Annotated in this window: 15 protein-coding genes; 7 read left to right on the top strand and 8 right to left on the bottom strand. The window is 54.7% G+C overall.

Annotated elements, in window-relative coordinates; all coding sequences use genetic code 11:
• Positions 1-12: 12 nt before the first annotated feature.
• Positions 13-3,981 carry a hybrid sensor histidine kinase/response regulator gene (locus tag TH19_RS21450; protein ID WP_114104408.1) on the bottom strand — a complete coding sequence of 1,323 codons (3,969 nt, stop codon included), beginning with the start codon at positions 3,979-3,981 and terminating at the stop codon, positions 13-15.
• Between the two features lie 155 nt (positions 3,982-4,136).
• Here TH19_RS21450 and TH19_RS21445 point away from each other — a divergent pair, with 155 nt between their 5' ends.
• A complete protein-coding gene (locus TH19_RS21445; protein WP_114104407.1) occupies positions 4,137-4,526 on the top strand; it encodes a hypothetical protein in 390 nt (129 codons plus the stop codon).
• A gap of 124 nt (positions 4,527-4,650) precedes the next feature.
• Here the strand turns inward: TH19_RS21445 and TH19_RS21440 are convergent, their stop codons facing one another.
• The 3 genes from TH19_RS21440 to TH19_RS21430 form a co-directional block, all read right to left on the bottom strand.
• Entirely contained in the window at positions 4,651-5,751 is a 1,101-nt protein-coding gene (locus tag TH19_RS21440) for a TRAP transporter substrate-binding protein (protein ID WP_114104406.1), read from the bottom strand.
• 269 nt (positions 5,752-6,020) lie between these two features.
• On the bottom strand, positions 6,021-7,112 hold the full coding sequence (locus TH19_RS21435) for a TRAP transporter substrate-binding protein (RefSeq protein WP_114104405.1): 1,092 nt from the start codon (positions 7,110-7,112) through the stop codon (positions 6,021-6,023).
• A 170-nt stretch (positions 7,113-7,282) separates the two neighbouring features.
• Entirely contained in the window at positions 7,283-7,786 is a 504-nt protein-coding gene (locus TH19_RS21430) for a hypothetical protein (RefSeq protein ID WP_114104422.1), read from the bottom strand.
• A 229-nt stretch (positions 7,787-8,015) separates the two neighbouring features.
• Here TH19_RS21430 and TH19_RS21425 point away from each other — a divergent pair, with 229 nt between their 5' ends.
• From TH19_RS21425 to TH19_RS21405, 5 genes are all read left to right on the top strand, one after another.
• Positions 8,016-9,341, top strand: a complete 1,326-nt coding sequence (locus TH19_RS21425; RefSeq protein ID WP_114104404.1) for a globin-coupled sensor protein — start codon at positions 8,016-8,018, stop codon at positions 9,339-9,341.
• A 254-nt stretch (positions 9,342-9,595) separates the two neighbouring features.
• Positions 9,596-10,741, top strand: a complete 1,146-nt coding sequence (locus tag TH19_RS21420) for an ABC transporter substrate-binding protein (RefSeq protein ID WP_114104403.1) — start codon at positions 9,596-9,598, stop codon at positions 10,739-10,741.
• 28 nt (positions 10,742-10,769) lie between these two features.
• A complete protein-coding gene (locus TH19_RS21415; RefSeq protein ID WP_181846511.1) occupies positions 10,770-11,840 on the top strand; it encodes a FecCD family ABC transporter permease in 1,071 nt (356 codons plus the stop codon).
• A 16-nt stretch (positions 11,841-11,856) separates the two neighbouring features.
• Positions 11,857-12,645, top strand: coding sequence for an ABC transporter ATP-binding protein (locus TH19_RS21410; protein WP_147250810.1), 789 nt, complete (start codon positions 11,857-11,859; stop codon positions 12,643-12,645).
• A gap of 3 nt (positions 12,646-12,648) precedes the next feature.
• A complete protein-coding gene (locus TH19_RS21405) occupies positions 12,649-12,942 on the top strand; it encodes a DUF2218 domain-containing protein (RefSeq protein ID WP_114104400.1) in 294 nt (97 codons plus the stop codon).
• Between the two features lie 57 nt (positions 12,943-12,999).
• On the opposite strand, the gene TH19_RS21400 is transcribed toward TH19_RS21405, so the two are convergent.
• From TH19_RS21400 to TH19_RS21385, 4 genes are read right to left on the bottom strand one after another with little or no spacing between them, the layout of a single operon-like run.
• Positions 13,000-14,010: an energy transducer TonB gene (locus TH19_RS21400; protein ID WP_114104399.1), complete on the bottom strand. Its 1,011-nt coding sequence runs from the start codon at positions 14,008-14,010 to the stop codon at positions 13,000-13,002.
• Position 14,011: 1 nt separating this feature from the next.
• Positions 14,012-14,419, bottom strand: coding sequence for an ExbD/TolR family protein (locus TH19_RS21395; protein WP_114104398.1), 408 nt, complete (start codon positions 14,417-14,419; stop codon positions 14,012-14,014).
• Positions 14,416-14,805 carry an ExbD/TolR family protein gene (locus TH19_RS21390; RefSeq protein WP_114104397.1) on the bottom strand — a complete coding sequence of 130 codons (390 nt, stop codon included), beginning with the start codon at positions 14,803-14,805 and terminating at the stop codon, positions 14,416-14,418. Before TH19_RS21390 ends, TH19_RS21395 begins: the two co-directional genes overlap by 4 nt.
• Positions 14,806-14,828: 23 nt before the next feature.
• Positions 14,829-15,704 carry a MotA/TolQ/ExbB proton channel family protein gene (locus TH19_RS21385; protein ID WP_114104396.1) on the bottom strand — a complete coding sequence of 292 codons (876 nt, stop codon included), beginning with the start codon at positions 15,702-15,704 and terminating at the stop codon, positions 14,829-14,831.
• Positions 15,705-15,798: 94 nt separating this feature from the next.
• On the opposite strand from TH19_RS21385, the gene TH19_RS22970 reads away from it, so the two are divergent.
• On the top strand, positions 15,799-15,996 hold a 198-nt coding region (locus tag TH19_RS22970; RefSeq protein ID WP_220151785.1), incomplete at its 3' end, for a hypothetical protein.

Here is a 15,996-nt window from a genome sequence, read left to right as displayed (position 1 = left end):
TCCTTCAAAGACTCATTCAGCCGCATCATTCCCCAACCGATTAAGCGCCCGCGTCATCAATGCCCGCAGCTTTGCCGGTCGGAGGGGTTTGTTGAGCAGGGAGAAGCCCTGTTCGCGGATCAGGTCGGCGGTTTCCGTGGAGCGGTCGGCGGTGATGATGACGCCGGGCACGTTAACGCCGTGAACATCTCGGAGCTTGATCAGGACATCAAGGCCGGTCTGGCCGGAATCAAGGTGATAGTCGGCAAGGATGATATCAGGCGCAAAGGTCCCCTTGCCCGGTTCTGATCCGGTCAGGAGGTCTTCGGCGATTTTGCCCGATTTGGCGGTTGCCACCACGCAATCCCAGTTGCCCAGCATGGCGTTCATGCCATCAAGAATATCGGGTTCGTTATCGATACACAGCACGCGCAAGCCGCCGAGTTCACCGGCCATGCGGCGTTTGGGTTTGGGTGTTGCGGCCGTGTCGGCAATGCCAAGCGGGACTTCGACCGAGAAGACCGTGCCACGACCGGGCCGCGAGCGCACCGATACCGTGTGACCAAGCGATTTGCCCAGACGATCAACAATGGCAAGGCCAAGGCCCAAGCCCTTCACATCGGTGGTTTCCGGGCCGTCAAGGCGCTGGAATTCGCGGAAGATGATTTTCAGTTTGTCTTCGGGGATGCCAGGCCCACTGTCCCAGACTTCAAGTTTAAGCATATCCCCACGGACGCGGCAGCCAACCACCGCCCCGCCATTACGGGTATAGCGCATGGCGTTGGAGATGAAGTTTTGCAGGATGCGGCGCAGCAAGCGACTGTCACTGCGCACCCAAAGATCGCGTTTATGGACCCGGAAGCTGAGCCCCGCATTTTCTGCAATCGGGCCAAATTCGGTTTCAAGCGCGCCCAGAACATCATTGATCGCAAAGTCGCGAATGGTCGGCTGCATCGCGCCTGCATCAAGCTTGCAGATATCCAAAAGCTCGTTAAGCAGTTCTTCAACGCCCTTAAGCGACAGATCAACCTTGCCGACCAGATCAAGAACATCCTCGGCCAATCCCTGTTTCCCGCCGAGTGCCACGGTAAACAGACGTGCGGCATTAAGCGGCTGCAAAAGATCGTGACTGGCCGCAGCAAAGAAGCGGGTTTTGGTATCGTTGGCGGTTTCGGCCTGTTCCTTGGCGTCTGAAAGCTCGGAATTGAGGACTTCAAGCGCGTGGGTACGTTCGGTCACGCGGGCTTCAAGGCCCTCGTTGGCTTCTTTAAGAGCCTGTTCGGCGGTTTTGCGTTCGGTAATATCGTGATAGATGCAGAAATAACCAAGAACTTCGCCGGTTTCGTCAAAGTGCGGGATATAGGTTCCCTCGGCATAACGGCCTTCGCGCACGCCCTGCATACCGCGTTCATCATTGCGATTGCGCGTGATCGCCGGGAATTCGATTTCAAAGCTTTGGCGATATCCCTTAAGCACCAGTTCGATCATCGGGGCAAGATGGACATAACGTTCCTCGCCCACGGCTTCGCGGACCGACATGCCATGTGCCTCGACCCGGCGCAGGCCAAACATCCGCTCATACGGGCGGTTGGTAAAACGAAGACGCTGATTATGATCGGCATAGGCAATCATCACCGGAATATTGTCGGTGTAAATCCGGATATTGCGTTCACTTTCGCGAAGGGCTTCTTCGGTGCGCACGCGTGCCGTGATATCGGCAATGGTGGCAACAAAGCCGCCATCGGGCATCGGGTTGGTACGGATTTCAAGCACCATGCCATCGGAACGTTTGCGTTCATACGTGTGCGGAAGCCTGCGCATCTGGGGGGCGGCATTACGGCCCAGAAGGATATCAATATCGACCGAACGGGTTTCGTTGCTTCGGCAAATCTGCACCAGTTCGGACAATGGCAAGGTGACCTGAATGTCGCTGGTGGCGATACCCAGAAGATCAATGAAACGATGGTTCCAGGTTGCCAGTCGCAAATTCTGATCAAACACGCCGACCCCTTGGGAAATGTTTTCAAGGGTATTCAGCAACAGGTCGCGGTTGAATTTGATGGCCTCGGATGCTTCGTCCAGAAGTTCCATCGCGTCGCGGCGCGATACGGCCTTATCGGGCAGAAGCAACGCCATCACCACGCGCGATGATGCGGCCCCCACCGCGCCCGAAAGCAGATGTTCGGTAAAGCTTGCGGCATCGACATCGGCAAGATCGGATCGCTTGGGTTCCCCGCCGCGTGATTGCAGGTAATTGCGAAAGGCGCGCTGTGCCCAATGTTTGCCAAGGAAGCGTGCGGCAAGGTCTTCGAGATCGCCAAGGGTAACGCGGCCCATCCAGGTATCGTTGCGGGTCTTGGTGTTTTTGCGCCAGACATCGACAAAGACCTGGGCCTGCCGGCGCTGGGTGACGCCCTGCACCCCGATTGCCGATCCGACAAACATCAAAACGAAATTGACCCCAAGCGACCAGACAACCCCATGGGTCAGATGATCTTCGATGCCAACCCCCAAAAGCGCCTGGGGATTAAGGATGGCAATGCCAAACGGCCCGTCAGTCAGGATCGATGCCGGAAGCAATTCCCCCTGCACAAACACCGGCAGCAACAGGGTATAGGCCCAAAGCACAAAGCCCGACATCAGGCCAAGCCGCACCCCGGTGCGGTTGATGTTTTTAAGATAGATCGCAGCCAATACCGCCGGGCCAAATTGCGCCATCGCGGCAAAGGACAGCATCCCGATATCGGCCAGCGCATATTTTTCCGACAGAAACCGGTAAAAGCCATAGGCAAGAAACAGCAGCAAAATCACCGCCGCCCGGCGGATTTTCAAAAGCACCTGACTGACATCGCCGGCCATGCGTCCCTGCATTTTCTCAGAGCGCAGCAAAAGCGGCATGATCAGATCGTTACAGACCATGGTCGATACCGCGACGCACGATACAATCACCATGCCGGTACTGGCCGACAGGCCGCCGATAAAGGCGACAATCGCCAGCCAGTCCTGCCCACCCAAAAGCGGCAGGGTCAGAACGAATGTATCGGGGTTAACCTGTGGATCGCCACCAAACATGAACAGCCCGGCAACCGCGATTGGCACGACAAAGATATTGATGACCACCAGATAGGCCGGGAACAGCCAGCGCGCACTTACAAGGTTTCGGCTGTCATCATTTTCAACAAAGGTGACATGGAACTGGCGCGGCAAACAGAACATCGCAAAGGCCGCCAGCAAGGTCGCAACAAAGAAATGCGATGTCAGCCATGTATCGGGCTTGAAAAGTGCCTGTACCTCGGGCGTGGATACCGCCCGTCGATTGATATCGGCAAAACCGTCAAACATGCCATAGACGACAAAGAACCCGACCAGCAAAAGGGCTGCCAGCTTGACCAGACTTTCAAAGGCCACCGCCAGAATAAGCCCGTCATGATGTTCCGATGAATGGATATAGCGCACGCCAAACAGGATCGCGAACACCGCCATCAGGATGGTGACGTAAAAGGCCGTATCCTTGGAAAAGTGGCCTGCGGAATGACGGACAACCTGTTCACCCAAATCACCGATCAGCACATCAAATGACAGCGATACGGCTTTGAGCTGAAGCGAGATATAGGCAAGAACACCCACCACGGCGATAAGCGCGACAAGGGCGGCCAGACTTTGGCTTTTGCCATAGCGCGACCCCAGAAAATCGGCGATCGAGGTAATGTTCTGTTGGTGGCAGATCCGGGCAATTTTGGACATGATGCCAAACCCGACCAGCATCACAATGATCGGACCGATATAGATCGGCAAGAAAGCCCAGCCGCGTGTTGCCGCCGTCCCCACCGATCCAAAGAATGTCCAGCTTGTGCAATAGACCGCCATCGACAGGGCATAGATCGATGGTTTCAACTTCGATGCGCGCCATTTATCGGCGTATTTGTCACCATAATAGGCGATGGCAAACAACAACCCGATATAGGTCATGGCAACGATAAAGATCAGACCGCCCTGAAGCATTCGCGCAAAAGCCCTTATTATGACCGCCAATTCAGGCGGTTAAGATTATCTCTTATCGGGGACTATACCACAGGCGATGAATTGTCTAAAACGACGCAAATCCTGTTTGGGGCATTATAGCCCTAAGACCAAAGATCAATGAAAGCGTGGTTCGGATGTCTTCTGATTATGGCTTTTACGCCGGAATTTTGCGCTTTGTCGCAAAGAAAACCGAAACCGATGATCGCGAAATCCGCGTCATGATGGGCCATTTGTCGGGCATTGCCGATGCCATTGCCCTGTCCGGGCGCTTTATGATCGAACGCGACAATTGCGAAAGTGCCGCGCGCGCCTTTGCCGGTGTCGCCAAATTCCTGCAGGAACGTATCCTGCCCGAGGCATTGAATGCCGGGAACGAAGGGGCGGTCGAACAGCTTAAATGGGCGATTGAAACATCGCTTGTCATGGCAGCCGAACTGGTCAAGCGCGCCGCGAACGAGGAATTCCAGGATCAGGACCGGTTCACCTTTGACCTGCCCGCCCCCAACAAGCCGACGGTGCATTAGGGGTTTGATTGCCCGATCAGGGATCAGTCATCCGTTGGATGACGAACACAACAAAAAGGCCGACACCCGAGGGTGCCGGCCTTTTTCATGTCGGTAAGATCAGTTCAGCAAAGCTGATCTGAAATTACGATGCCTGATTGGCAAATACATTGGCGCGCTGGATCAGTGCGGTTGCTTCGAATTCTTTGCCATAAGGGGCGGCCTTTTTGGCGAAGTCCATCAGCGACGCATAGATGCGACCATTCAGATCGTTCTTGCCGGCGATTTCTTCAATCGCTTCCTGGGCGGCACCGGCAAAGGCCGAAATCAGGTCATCATTGAAGTGACGGATCTCGGTGCCCTTGGCGAGAATTGCCTGATAGGACTGAACGTTATTGAAGGTGAAGTCAGACAGGGTCTGTTCGACATTGGCCTGTGCGGCAACGGCGACGATTTCCTGAAGGTCTTCCGGCAGCTCGGCGAATTTGTCTTTGTTGATAAAGACTTCGATGCCCGAACCCGGTTCGGCAAATGCCGGGGTGTAGTAATATTTGGCAACCGAAGCCAGACCGAACGCATAATCGTTCCACGGACCAACCCACTCGGCGGCATCAATCGCGCCGGACTGCAAGCTTGGCAGAATGTCAGCTGCCGGAAGCAGCGACGGGGTCGCACCCAGACGACGCATGGCTTCGCCGCCGATACCGGCATAACGGACTTTCAGGCCCTTAAGGTCTTCAACAGAGTTGATTTCCTTGTTGAACCAGCCACCAGCCTGAAGACCGGTGTTACCTGCGAGGAACGGCTTGACGTTGAACTGGGAATACAGCTCGTCCCACAGTTCCTGACCACCGCCAAAACGCAGCCAGCCGGAAAGTTCCCACGCCATCAGGCCAAACGGAATGGTGGTGAAGAACGAAACAGCCGGGTCCTTGCCGAACCAGTAATACGGGGTGGAATGGGCCAGATCGGCAACGCCCTGTTCGACCGCATCCATGCATTCAAGGGCCGGAACCAGTTCACCAGCACCATAAACAGTGATCTTAAGACGGCCACCAGACATCTTGTTGACGCGTTCGGCGAACAATTCACCGTTGGCACCAAGGCCCGGGGTGCCTTTCGGCCAGGGCATAACCATACGCCAATTGATGGTTTCATCGGCTTTGACGATTGACGGTGCGGCGGCAGCGGCAGCAAATGCGCCTGCGGCAACGCCCGCGCCGCTCAGAAACTGACGACGTTTCATTGTGGGGCTCCCAATTGATAGAGCATGCTCTATTGGTAATTTTTTGCGCTAAAAGTTCACGAAAGTAATTTCGTAACTCAGGTTGGCGACAAAGTTACGGTTTTTGGCGCATGCAACAATTCACGTTTGCGGGTAGCTGCATCGCGCAAACCGCATAACATCGACATTTCATCGACACATTTTCAATCTGAGGTCAAAAAAAGGGACCACCCGAAGGTGATCCCCGATCATTGCGCCACCCGAAGGCGGCGATCTCTTTTCGGTCGGGCTTAGTAGCCCCAGACCTTTGCACGGTGCAGAAGACCGGTGGCTTCGAATTCCTTGCCGTAACGGGCGGCTTTCTTGACGAGGTCAAGGTAGCTTGCCGCAATACGGCCCGACAATTCGTCCTTGGCTGCGATTTCTTCGACAGCGGCCTTGGAATGCTCGGCCAGGGTCATGATGACTTCATCCGGGAACTGGCGCACTTCAACACCCTTGTCGATCAGCGGCTGATAGGTCTGGATGTTGTTGAAGGTAAAGTCAGCCAGGGTGTTTTCCGAAACTGCCTGTGCGGCATAGCGGATGATTGCCTGCAAGTCTGCCGACAGGCCATCGAACTTGTCTTTGCCAACAAAGATTTCAAGACCCGGGCCAGGTTCATGGAAGGCCGGGGTGTAGTAGTATTTGGCAACCTGATACAGACCAAATGCCATATCGTTCCACGGACCAACCCACTCGGCGGCATCAATCGCACCGGACTGCATCGCCGGAAGAATTTCGCCCGGCGGGATCATGGTGACGTTGGCACCGGCACGGCGCATGGCTTCGCCGCCAAGACCAGCATAACGCATTTTAAGGCCCTTAAGGTCATCAAGAGATTTGATTTCCTTGTTGAACCAGCCACCTGCCTGCATGCCGGAGTTACCAGCATAGAACGGCACAACATTGAACGCTGCATAGGCTTCTTCCCAAAGCTTCTGACCATCGCCAAAGCGCAGCCAAGCGGAAAGTTCCCAAGCGGTCAGACCAAACGGAATGGTCGAGAAGAAGTTCAGGGCCGGGTTCTTGCCCTGCCAATAATACGGCGTGCCGTGGGCCATCTCGACAACGCCCTGCTCGACCGCATCCATGCATTCGAACGGCGGGACGATTTCACCGGCGCCAAAGATCGTAATGTTCAGACGGCCATTGGACATTTCCTTGACCATGGCAGCGAACTTTTCCGCATTGGTGCCAAGGCCCGGTGTCCCCTTCGGCCACGGCATCACCATGCGCCAATTCAAGCTTTCCTGTGCGGAAACAATAGCCGGTGCAGCCACAGATGCGGCAATCGCACCTGCCCCCATACCGGCTCCTTTAAGGAACTGACGACGTTTCATTGGGATCCCCTTAAATTCTTATGTTTTGGTGGTTTTTTGCGCAACCACCAACCTGCGGAGGGGGATTTTGGCTAAAAGGCGTATCATTTTCCACTGTTTTTGCCAAAAGCAGAGAATATTTTTTCACCGACGTTACGGCATACTGGTTTTTGCAAAGGCACCAGCGTGCTCTAGCCGAGGTAGCGATTATAGTCGGCGATGAACTGTTCCACCGTCCCTGCCCCAAGCGGCGTGTTATAATATTGCTTCCAATAGGCTGCCAATCCGCTCAGGTCATTGGGATCGGATGGCAATGCCCCCGGTGCACGGTAATAACGAATGCGGCACATCGCCGTGGCATAGGCCATATTGCTTGCCAACTGGGCGGCCTTGTCGGGGCTTCCATCCGGACCGGCCGGCTGGGCAGCCAGAAAACCGTCAACAACGGTCTTCAATGCCGCGCGGCTGGAATAGTCTAGATAATTGACATAACAATCATTCAGGGTCGCCGGTTCCATCTGATAGATGCCCATTGCCGGGCCGCCACCGACCTGTTTGATATAATCACCAAGATGACTTTCATGGGCAGCCGTCCCCATGATCAGGTTTTCGGCAACGTCTGGGGCCGGAAGATTGAGTGCGGCCAGAACCGGCTGCACAATCAGGGTTCGAAGTTGATCACTATTAATAGGCAAGACATCCTCCATCACGCTTGTATTCGGTTGCACTGGAATGACGTCAAACCCGGGTGAATGTGAATTGGTTAACTATGAGTGCAAAAAGCAGATTAACCCTACCCTTTGAGATAGCATTAATATACCATAATATAGTTAACTGATGAAAAACTAATACCAACCTAGTATACAGCGCCCCACCCAGACTGAGACCTCCGGATAATGATCAAATTGCTTGGGGAACTAAGGTATGCATCCTGAAATTCGGCGTCGGCTTGAATTCATCGGCTTTGATGAATCAAAGGTCAAACAGCTTAAACGTGCTTGGCCGGTTATTGAAAAAAGCCTGCCTCCTATTCTTGACGAGTTCTATCGAAAGGTCATGGGGCGCCCGGAACTTGCACGAATAATCGGTGACAAATCAAATATTGAACGCCTGAAGAATGCCCAGATAAAACATTGGGCCAAGCTGTTTGAAGGCACCTTTGATGATGCGTTCTACGAGGATGTTCGCCGGGTCGGCAAAGCGCATGAACGCATTGGCCTGACACCGGAATCCTATGTTTCGGCCTATAATTTCATGCTCGGCGAAATTTCGGCCTTGCTGTTCAAGCAATTCCATCGCGATGCACAGGTTTCCATGATGGTCGGGGCATCGATCAATGCCCTGCTTGTCGATGTCGAAATGGCGATCACGGTCTATTACGAAGAGACTCAGAAAACCTACAATGACAAGCTTCATGCGATGTCGCGGGAATTCGAGGAAACCATCGGCACGGTGGTTTCGGCGGTATCGTCATCGGCCGAGGACATGTCGCAAGCCTCCAACAGCTTGATTTCCAGCATGACCGAAACCCAGGACGAGGTGCAAAAGGCCCGCGGGGCGGCGGAAGTATCGGCAGATAACGCCACAACGGTTGCCGGTGCCGCCGAGCAGCTTGACGGTTCTATCCGTGAAATTTCCAGTCAGGTATCGCGTGCATCGACCATTTCGAACGAGGTTGAAGAATCTGTACGTCGGACTTCGGACACCATCGAAACCCTTAATGCCGCGGCCGATCAGATCGGAACAGTTGTCGATCTGATCGACAAGATCGCCAGCCAGACCAACCTTCTGGCCCTGAACGCGACCATCGAAGCCGCCCGCGCAGGCGAAGCCGGCAAAGGCTTTGCCGTGGTTGCAAGCGAGGTCAAAAACCTTGCCAATCAAACCGCCAAGGCCACCGGCGATATCACCGAACAGATCAACGCGGTTCAACAAAGCACTTCGGCCGCTGTTACCGCCATTCAGACCGTGGCCGGGCAAATCAGCAATATCGTTGATTCCGTCACCGCCATTTCCGCAGCAGTCGAACAACAGGCCGCCGCAACCACCGAAATCAGCGGCAATATCAACACTGTGTCATCGGCCAATCAGGAAGTTAATCACAGCCTTGGTACCGTCAGCGATACCGCAACCAAGACCAGCAGTGTCGCAACGCAGGTATTTGAAGTTTCCAAGATGCTCAAACAAAATTCCGAACGTTTGCGCACGGATGTCGATGCCTTTGTCAGTCGCCTGACGGCGCAAACCTGATCGAATTTTCCATTTTCCGTCTTTCAGGCGCGCGGAGAAATCCCCGCGCCTTTTCTTTTTCGCCTGCCTCTGACCAGCACCGAACATGCCCGCCCAATAGAAAATAATATTCAAAATCATTCGCAATTAAAGCGATGCTTTGCTATGACATCTGCGCGCAGCACCCTTCTTTTGCGAGATTTGCAAAGATCGGGAAAACGCCGCCGAAAAATTCAAATCCCCCGTCACGCAACCATCCAGAATGCAGAAACGTTATGAAATTAAACCGTTTACTGAGTTTCGTTGCCGCCACCTTCCTCTGTGCCAATGCCGCACAGGCCGGTGAGACAATTACCCTGACCGACATTGCCGGGCGCGAAGTCACACTTGAGGTCCCCGTCAAGCATATGATCCTCGGTGAAGGCCGTTTTTTGCCATCCCTTGGCATTCTGGATCCGGAAAACCCGGTACGCTGGGTCGCGGGCATGATGGGCGAGTTCAAGCAACTTGATCCCGGATCGTTTAATCAGTATCGCGCGAAATTCCCCGAAATTGACGATATCCCTCTGATCGGGCGCAGCGGTTCGGAAAGCTTCTCGGTCGAAAAGGCCATCACGGTCGAACCCGATGTTGCGATCTTTGGCATGTCAGGCGGCCATGGCCCCGGATCGAAAAGCCACGAAATTCTGTCTGTGATGGGGGCAGCCGATATTCCGGTTGTAATGATCGATTTTCGCAGCAAACCTTTTGAAAATACGCCCAAAAGCATTCGTATCCTTGGCAAGCTGATGGGCAAGGAAGACCAGGCAGAAGCCTTTGCCAAATTCTACGAAGACAATCTCAACAAGGTCATCAGCAAGACCGCAACCCTTGCCAACAAGCCAAGCGTCTTCCTTGAAAGCCGGGTCGGCCTGACCGATCATTGCTGCGAGGCGATGGGCAATGACATGATCGGAAAGTTCGTTCAGCTTGCTGGTGGCGAGAATGCCTTTGGTGATGAAATTCCCGGCGTCATTGCACAGGTTTCGGTCGAACAGCTTTTGATCAAGAACCCGGACTATTACGTCACTACGGCGGTTGGGTCGGCCGGGTTTGATGCCGAAACCAATTCCAAACGCATCGTCCTTGGCGCATCAACCAATGCCGAAATGGCGCGCGCATCACTGGCACACAGCATGGAACGCAACGGACTTTCCGAACTTGATGCCGTCAAGAACAACCGCGTCTATTCGGTATGGCATCATGTTTACAACAACCCGATCAATGTTGTGACATTGCAGGCCATGGCAAAATGGTTCCATCCGGATACATTTTCCGATCTCGACCCGGATGCCACATTGGCCGAGTTCTTTGATCGTTTTCAGGCCGTCGACCTGAACGGAGTTTACTGGATCAGCCTTGCTGAGGCGTCATCATTGTAAATGCCATAAAAGAATATCGGACCCGATGATGAGAGAGACTTCTACCGGCGCAGCACATGCTGCGCCGTCGCTTTCCCGCCAGTATCGCCATTTCGTTTTCAAACGCATTTTCTGGCTTTGCGTTTTTCTGATTGCCCTGATCGTATCCTTTGTCGCCAATGTCATGACCGGTCCGGCGATGTTGTCATTTTGGGATGTGGTTGGCGGTATCCTTGATCCCGAAACCCTGTCGGGTGCCATGCGGGTCATTGTGTTTGACGTCCGCCTACCCTTTGCGGTTCTGGCAATCCTGATCGGGGCAACGCTTGGCCTTGCCGGGGCGGAATTGCAAACCGTGCTGAACAATCCGCTGGCCAGCCCTTCGACCCTTGGCATCATGCATGCCGCGACCCTTGGCGCGTCATTTGCCATCGTCTTTCAGCTTGATCAATACGGCATCCCGGAAAATTACATCGTACCGATCTTTGCCTTTGGCGGGGCATTGTGCGCGATCTTTCTGATCCAGATGCTGGCCGGGTTTTACGGGGCAACCATTGATACGGTTGTTCTGTTTGGCATTGCCCTTGTCTTTGCGCTTGATGCGCTGGTGTCACTTATTCAGTTCGTCGCCGATACCGACAGCCTGCAACAGATTGTATTCTGGACCATGGGCAGTCTGGCGCGCGCCAGCTGGGAAAAGATCGTAATTGTCGGTGCGGTTTTCCTGTGCTGCATCCCGTTCAGCATCCGTCACATCTGGAAGATGACCGCACTTCGGGGTGGCGAGGATTACGCAAAAAGCTATGGGGTGTCGGTTGAACGTTTAAGGATGCTTGTATTGCTGCGTGTCGGGGTTTTGACCGCGGTCGCCGTATCCTTTACCGGCGTGATCGGCTTTGTCGGTCTTGTCGGGCCGCATATCGCCCGCCTCGCCTTTGGGGAAGACCACCGTTATTACATCCCGGGCAGCATCCTTGCCGGTGCCTTTATCCTTTCGGCCGCATCCCTTACCAGCAAGTCGATTGTACCGGGCATCATGATCCCCGATGGCATTGTCACGGCCCTGATCGGCATTCCGCTGTTCCTGGCATTGTTGCTGTCGCAGAAACGTCGCGGATAAGGTGCAGGGATCAAACATGACCAAACTTGATATCCGCGATCTTGTGATTGCACATGACAAGAAAACCATTCTGTCCGACATCACCCTGACCGATTTCGCACCGGGCAGCGTCATTGGCGTGCTTGGCCCCAACGGTGTTGGCAAATCAAGCTTCCTGCGATCTTTGGCCGGTCTTGCCCCCTATGGCGGGTCGATTGCCTATGACGGGGATGAAAACCGCAAGCTCAGCCACAATCAGCGTGCGCGCAAGGTCGCCTATTTGCCGCAAACCTTGCCGCAGGCCACCAACCTTGTGGCCTATGAAGCGGTTATTTCCGCCTGCCGGGCGGTGCGCCACGATCTTTCACATCAGCACGTCGAAAACCTGACCGAGCGTGTGTTTGACCGGCTTAATATCCGTCATATCGCGTTTCAGACGCTTAACCGCATGTCTGGTGGTCAACGCCAGATGGTCGGCCTTGCCCAGATCATCGTGCGCGAACCTGACATCATGTTGCTTGACGAACCAACCAGCGCCCTTGATCTGCGCTGGCAGCTTGGTGTTCTTGATGTTGTTCGCACCCTGGTCAAAGACAAACAGGGACTGGCCCTGATTGCGCTTCATGACATCAATCTGGCAATGCGCCATTGCGACAGCCTGATTCTGTTTGGCGAAGGCGGCGTTTTATCGACCGGCACACCGCATGTCGCCATGACGCCAGATATTCTTAAGCGCGCCTATCAGGTAAGCGGCCGTCTTGAAATTTGTTCGCAGGGCTCGCCGTTTGTCATTGTCGACGGCCTTCATCATACACATGGAGACTGATCTATGTTCACCACCAAAGGATCGGTCAAAACCGGTCAAGCCGCCAAATACCTTGTGCAGCTGTGCAAGCATTTTGCCCACAAGGTCGAAGTTGATCTGGGTGAAACATCCGCCGATGTTGCCTTTCCGATGGGCCCCTGCACGATCACGGCCAGCAGCGATACACTGATCTTTGAAGGTCGGTCGGAAAAGGCCGAAGGCATCGAGAAGATGAAAGGCGTGATTATCATCCATCTCGACAAATTCGCCTGGCGCGAAGTCCCCCTTGATTATCAATGGGAAGACGGCGAAGCGTGAAAGCGCAGCGCCGTGCTCAAACAAAAACGCCAGCCTTTCGGGGCTGGCGTTTTTTTATCAGCGCAGATTGTAAATCACGGGGACCGTCAGCACGATCTTGTCCTCGGTCATGGTATCGGGAAATGGCGGGAATTGCCGCACCCGTTCAATCATCCGTTCGGTTTCGCGATCAAGGATTTTGGATCCGCTTGAAGACAGCATTCTGGCTTCGAGCACCTTGCCGTCACGGCCAATCACAAGATAGATGCTGTTCTGTCCTTCGATACCGCGACGTTTCGCCCGATCCGGATATTCACGATACCGGTTCAACATCTGTGTGACCGATGAACGGTAATCAATCATTGCCGCCTTGCTGGCCGCACCACCACCACTGCCATTTGATGACGACGCGGCCTGACTTTGGGCGACCTCGCCGACCGTGCCTTCCGAATGGGCCGAATTGACAAGCCCGGCTGGTTGCTGGACCGGTTCGGGGGTCTTTTTGACGGCCTCTGCGACCTCGACCTTTTTAGGGGCCTCGACCTTGGCGACAGGTGGCTTTGGCTTCTTGCGGACCGGAAGAACTTCGGCAAGCTGCTGAACAACGACCGGTTCGGGCTCGGGTTCCGGTTCGACAATTTCTTCGACAACCGGTTCCGGTTCGGGTTCTACCACTTCCTCAACCACCGGCTCTGGCTCCGGGATGGGTTCCGGTTCGGGCTCGACGATTTCAGGTTCCGGTTCCGGTTCGGGTTCCGGCTCCGGTTCTGCCTCGGCAATTTCTTCGGGTTCGGTTACCGGCTCTGGTTCCGGTTCAACTTCGGTCACCGGTTCCGGTTCGGGTTGCGGTTCAACCACTTCGACCGGCTCGGGCGCCATGACACTTTCGGCGGAATCGGCTGCCTGTTGATCGACTTCGGTTTCGCCGGTCGCAGACTGCCCAGCCCCAAGAGAGATACTGATACTTTGAACAGAACCGGCCCCACCCCAACCCGATGGCTGTGGTTCCGGCATCGCCAAAACAATCCCGCCCGTCAAAACAAGCCCGGTCAAGCCGGTGGCAATCAGGAAATCAACGCGTTTGGACATATCAATCCTGTCCCGCTTCGATGGCGGTCATCAGCTGAACCTTGTCGACACCAAGTTCCTGCAACCGTTTCAGCAGGGCGACAACCTTTGTCCCCTCGGTCGCGCGATCAGCCCGGATTTCAACAGGACGCCCGATATAATCGACCGGCAACATCGACGACAAACGATCAAGATCGCCCGTCAAATCATCAATGCCGATTTCGCCGGTTTTCCCGAACCACAGAACAATCGTGTCTTCCGGGCGGGCTTCGGCGGTTTGACTTGCCGGCGGGTCTACTTCGAACGGACCCAGCTTTTGCAGGCTTCCGGCAATCATGAAAAAGATCAGCAGCAGAAAGACGATATTGATCAAAGGCAACATCGGTTCCTGAACCGGTCCGTCCTCGGCGATCTGGATGCGGCGCTTCATTCGATGAACTCCACATCCGTCACTCCGCCACGGCCCAGCGTATCCATCACATCGACCAGATGTTGCAGATAGGCCCCGTTTACCGGGCGCAGACGCACCGGAGAACCATTGTGGTCACGTTGAAGGGCAGTCACCAGCCCGGACAGCGCCACGGCCTCGCCATTGATGGAAAGACCGCCATTGGCATCGACATTGACTGTTACCGGGCGCACATCGCTTTGCCTGGTTGATTTGCCATCGGTGATGCTGACCGACATCTCGAAGCCCTTCCAGTCCAGGAAGCTTGATGCCAGCATGAAGAAGATCAGCAAAATGAAGACAACATCAATCAGCGGGGTCAGACCGATCATCGGTGTTGAACCGCGATTACGTTCGCGCAATTGCATCGATAAATTCCAGCAGATCAGTTTTATTCGGCAGCGCTACGAAGGTCGGTCACGTTGGTAACCCGCAAAGTGGCCTTGTGGGCCAGTTCGCTGCGATTGACCACCATGGTGCAGACATCTTCCATAACGGCCGCAGCGCGGTTAATAACGCCCTGCATCCACATGTGGAATGCAGTTGCCGGGATCGCGACCACCAGACCGATTGCCGTGGTCAGAAGCGCCAGCCAGATACCGCCGGACAGAACAGACGGATCAATGCGGCTGCCCGCCCCTTCCATTTTCTGGAAGGCCTCGATCATGCCCATCACAGTTCCAAGCAATCCAAGAAGCGGGCTGAGAACGGCAATCGCCGACATGATGCGAAGACCACCATTAAGTCCGTCCACTTCCTTGCGTGCGCGTGCGGCAATCAGATCGGATGCCGCTTCGCGTTCACTGGCCGTTGCCACCGAAAGAGCCATGCCCGACAAACCGATGCGTGCAGCCGGATGACGACGACGCGACAGAAGGTTTGCGGCCTTGCCTTCTTCGCCGGCACTCAGATGATTTTCGATATCGCGAACAAAACCGTCGGCAAAGACACCCTGACGCAGGAAGCCGACCAGCTTGTAGAAGAACAGAACAAGCCCGATCAGCGCCATTGCCGCCAGAATCCAGCCGACAACACCCGCACGGTCAACCTGTTCGATCACCGGCAGGCTGGTAAACCCGTCAGCAAACGAACCGGTCCCGGTCGTTGCCATCGTTTCCACCGGAAGTCCCGTATCGGGATCGACCATGACGGTCCCGTCGGCGGACAGGGTTCCGGTCGCAGAAGCATCAGGTGCCAGTGCGCCATCGGAAGCAAGCGGGGTTTGCGCATCATCAGATACGGCCAACGGATTTACGGGGTCAGACATGTAACTTTTCCGATCAAATAGACGATCAGCACCAGACGTCCTGCTCTGGTGCATTTGAAACTGATTTGCATTCTTTACAGGAAATAGAATTGCGATGCAATCGCAACTAATAAATCTGACAGCTTTTTCGCGCATGGCTGCTGCGCAGATGGCAAAAGCAACACCGATGAATGATCAGGAACGGAAAAGTCAGGACGGGAAATGGTGCCCAAGGGCCAGATATGCAAAACCCCCGGAACTTCTAGGTTCCAGGGGTTTTGAATTGGTGAGCCCGACAGGATTCGAACCTGTG

Source organism: Thalassospira profundimaris (genome assembly GCF_003326675.1).
Taxonomy (GTDB): domain Bacteria; phylum Pseudomonadota; class Alphaproteobacteria; order Rhodospirillales; family Thalassospiraceae; genus Thalassospira; species Thalassospira aquimaris.
This window is presented reverse-complemented; position numbering and strand designations above follow the sequence as displayed.

Excerpts from the sequence above, each read along its gene's own strand:
- TH19_RS21450 (WP_114104408.1), bottom strand. The coding sequence starts at position 3,981 with ATGCTTCAGGGCGGTCTGATCTTTATCGTTGCCATGACCTATATCGGG.
- TH19_RS21445 (WP_114104407.1), top strand. The coding sequence starts at position 4,137 with ATGTCTTCTGATTATGGCTTTTACGCCGGAATTTTGCGCTTTGTCGCA.
- TH19_RS21440 (WP_114104406.1), bottom strand. The coding sequence starts at position 5,751 with ATGAAACGTCGTCAGTTTCTGAGCGGCGCGGGCGTTGCCGCAGGCGCA.
- TH19_RS21435 (WP_114104405.1), bottom strand. The coding sequence starts at position 7,112 with ATGAAACGTCGTCAGTTCCTTAAAGGAGCCGGTATGGGGGCAGGTGCG.
- TH19_RS21425 (WP_114104404.1), top strand. The coding sequence starts at position 8,016 with ATGCATCCTGAAATTCGGCGTCGGCTTGAATTCATCGGCTTTGATGAA.
- TH19_RS21420 (WP_114104403.1), top strand. The coding sequence starts at position 9,596 with ATGAAATTAAACCGTTTACTGAGTTTCGTTGCCGCCACCTTCCTCTGT.
- TH19_RS21415 (WP_181846511.1), top strand. The coding sequence starts at position 10,770 with ATGAGAGAGACTTCTACCGGCGCAGCACATGCTGCGCCGTCGCTTTCC.
- TH19_RS21410 (WP_147250810.1), top strand. The coding sequence starts at position 11,857 with ATGACCAAACTTGATATCCGCGATCTTGTGATTGCACATGACAAGAAA.
- TH19_RS21405 (WP_114104400.1), top strand. The coding sequence starts at position 12,649 with ATGTTCACCACCAAAGGATCGGTCAAAACCGGTCAAGCCGCCAAATAC.
- TH19_RS21400 (WP_114104399.1), bottom strand. The coding sequence starts at position 14,010 with ATGTCCAAACGCGTTGATTTCCTGATTGCCACCGGCTTGACCGGGCTT.
- TH19_RS21395 (WP_114104398.1), bottom strand. The coding sequence starts at position 14,419 with ATGAAGCGCCGCATCCAGATCGCCGAGGACGGACCGGTTCAGGAACCG.
- TH19_RS21390 (WP_114104397.1), bottom strand. The coding sequence starts at position 14,805 with ATGCAATTGCGCGAACGTAATCGCGGTTCAACACCGATGATCGGTCTG.
- TH19_RS21385 (WP_114104396.1), bottom strand. The coding sequence starts at position 15,704 with ATGTCTGACCCCGTAAATCCGTTGGCCGTATCTGATGATGCGCAAACC.